This is a genomic window from Succinivibrio sp. (assembly GCF_045124615.1).
Taxonomy (GTDB): Bacteria; Pseudomonadota; Gammaproteobacteria; order Enterobacterales; family Succinivibrionaceae; genus Succinivibrio; species Succinivibrio faecicola.
In genome coordinates this window covers 1-2,301 of sequence record NZ_JBGVMC010000009.1, presented here as the reverse complement: position 1 = coordinate 2,301, position 2,301 = coordinate 1, and the positions used below count along the sequence as shown (strand labels likewise).

The 2,301-nt window shown below is 35.5% G+C and carries 4 protein-coding genes; 1 reads left to right on the top strand and 3 read right to left on the bottom strand.

Going from position 1 to position 2,301, the window contains the following annotated elements:
* The first annotated feature begins 333 nt into the window (after window positions 1-333).
* Window positions 334-720 carry a hypothetical protein gene (locus ACJML3_RS00155; RefSeq protein WP_406019598.1) on the top strand — a complete coding sequence of 129 codons (387 nt, stop codon included), beginning with the start codon at window positions 334-336 and terminating at the stop codon, window positions 718-720.
* Between the two features lie 158 nt (window positions 721-878).
* On the opposite strand, the gene ACJML3_RS00150 is transcribed toward ACJML3_RS00155, so the two are convergent.
* From ACJML3_RS00150 to ACJML3_RS00140, 3 genes are all read right to left on the bottom strand, one after another.
* Complete coding sequence (locus tag ACJML3_RS00150; protein WP_406019597.1) at window positions 879-1,097, bottom strand: hypothetical protein; 219 nt, start codon at window positions 1,095-1,097, stop codon at window positions 879-881.
* Window positions 1,098-1,101: 4 nt separating this feature from the next.
* Window positions 1,102-1,632, bottom strand: coding sequence for a hypothetical protein (locus ACJML3_RS00145; protein WP_406019596.1), 531 nt, complete (start codon window positions 1,630-1,632; stop codon window positions 1,102-1,104).
* An 80-nt stretch (window positions 1,633-1,712) separates the two neighbouring features.
* Window positions 1,713-2,288: a tyrosine-type recombinase/integrase gene (locus ACJML3_RS00140; RefSeq protein WP_406019599.1), complete on the bottom strand. Its 576-nt coding sequence runs from the start codon at window positions 2,286-2,288 to the stop codon at window positions 1,713-1,715.
* Between the last annotated feature and the right edge of the window lie 13 nt (window positions 2,289-2,301).

Sequence of the window (2,301 nt, the reverse complement as noted above, 5' to 3'; positions counted from 1 at the left end):
GATAGCTACAATCATTTTGATGCGCTGATTGGAGATTTTAAGGCAATTGCGCTTTTTATCGTTGTAGTTGTTATTGGTGTGATGGTTGTTCGTGGGATCATTGTCATTCTATCTTAAAAAACAAAACCCTGCAGGGGAAAGTAAAAGCCTGCAGGGCATACGCTTTATCTGTTTTTCATCTTCTCTATTATTTCATATCTTTTTGTAAAAATTATTATACATTTTGTGATTATCTTCTCATTTATTTGTTTACATTTTGTAAAAGTATATTATAATTAAAGAAAAGAGAGCAGAAAAGCTCATTAAGATTAGGTAACAAAGAGGGTAACGAAAATGATGAAATGTGAATTTGAAAAATTAGCAGGTTATGAAGTTTCTTTTGATACTTATAACAATGTAATTGAACCAATGTATATGGCAAGCAATCTTTCTAAAGAAGATTTTGTAAAGAGCTTAAATAAACAAGCATTTGCTTTACCTACTAAAGCACAGCTAATTAACAAGATGAAAAAATTAGCAAAGCTGATTAAAGATAATTACGAACATATTTACATCGGAGATATTGAAGAAGCACTATATAACACAGCTAAGGAAGTAGCCTCAAAACTTGGATTTGATGAAGTTATCCTTAACCATAAGGGAAGAACAAACACTTATGTAGAATCTGTTAGTTTTTATAATAAAGACAATGAGCTAGTAAAGAATATGACTTTAGTATAAATCAACAAAAAATAAAAGGCGGTAGAAATACCGCCAGTATTCAGAGGGTAAAAGATGCAGAAATAGAAAAACTATTAAAGGAATAAAACAAAAGCCTCTAAAGAATAGAGGTTTTTTTCATAAAGGATTGTTCTATGTGTAAGTTAATTATATTATTCTTACTCTGAATCTTCAACCGCTGAATTTGGATCTATAGCATAATCTCCAAGATGGTTTGTTTCTTCATAGAGCTTTAGACCTAAACGCCCTGCACTGCAGGTTTTATCACACCACTGATAACCCCATTTAGTTTTAATTTTCTTCGATCCGCAGTAGGTACATCTGCCGTTTCTTACATAAATTTTTTTAGGCTTTGGATAAATGATCTCGTCACTCATTGTATTACTCCTCGTCACCATTTATTAAGGTTTGATACTGATCTCTAAGCTCTGCTTTCCAATCTTCATCACCCATTAGATCAGCCTGCGCCATTTCTTTAATGAGTTCATCAATTGCACGATCAAGAGTCTGTTGTTTTTCTTCATCTTCTTTCTGCTGTTTTTCTTCTTCTGTTGGCTCTGGTATTTCTTCAACCGACATAACAAAAGAATCATTTACAACGGTTTTATAATGCTCTGAATCAGCATTAACAAGGCTTTCTATTACCGCCTTTTTTTCCTGTTCGTGTCTGTCTGGTGAGTTAGAAATACAGGTAAATTCCTGCTCGATACATTCAGCGCATGATGCAGGGATCTTCTCTAATTCCCACTTTTTGCCGTTGAATTTAGACCAGAAACCGCCCTTAAAAGTTGGCACTTCAAGGGTAGTATCTGCAGGGATCGCCCATTTGCCCTGCTTATCCTGATTTACATAGCATGATCCTGAGTAGTAGCCTGCTTGATCATACATATAAGCTATATGAGTATTTGACATATTTTCACCTTTATAAATTGCAATTTAAATAATGGCTATAAAAATTATAGCCTATTTTGCATAGGCTATCTATTAACAAGTTAACGGATCAAGATATCAAGCTCTGATCGCTGTTTCGTGGTTATATACGCATTGTCATAAGCGGTAGATAACACCCAGCAATAACGCAAAAACTCATACCACTTAACATAAAAAGGTTTTCGCTGTTCAAGATAATCAGTACGGATATATGATCGCTCTGTTGGAGATCCATAGACGTGTGCAAGAAAATCTTCGCCTACTTCGTTAGGGCATCCCTGATCACGCAACCATGTGCGAGCAGTTGATCTTAATCCGTGAGGCGTTAACTTACCCTTTAAACTCGATCCCCATAACCACTTAGCAAAAACCTGCTTATGTATATGTTTTTCCTGCGACCGCCCAAAATTGAAAACATACTCATTTTTGCGATCTTTAGTCATGTAATAGATCTTTTTGAGTAAGTCGATCATATCTGGGCATAGCCAGATCCTGTGCTCCCTGCGCCCTTTCATTTCTTCCGCAGGGATGGTAATAGTATCACCGTTAATATAACTCCATTTCAGTGAGGCAACCTCTTTGCAACGCCCCATTGAATACAGATGAAATAATACAAAGAGTTTAAACCACTGAGGCAACGGCTTTTTGTTG

Coding starts and splice junctions, on each gene's coding strand:
- ACJML3_RS00155 (WP_406019598.1), top strand. CDS start 334: ATGATGAAATGTGAATTTGAAAAATTAGCAGGTTATGAAGTTTCTTTT.
- ACJML3_RS00150 (WP_406019597.1), bottom strand. CDS start 1,097: ATGAGTGACGAGATCATTTATCCAAAGCCTAAAAAAATTTATGTAAGA.
- ACJML3_RS00145 (WP_406019596.1), bottom strand. CDS start 1,632: ATGTCAAATACTCATATAGCTTATATGTATGATCAAGCAGGCTACTAC.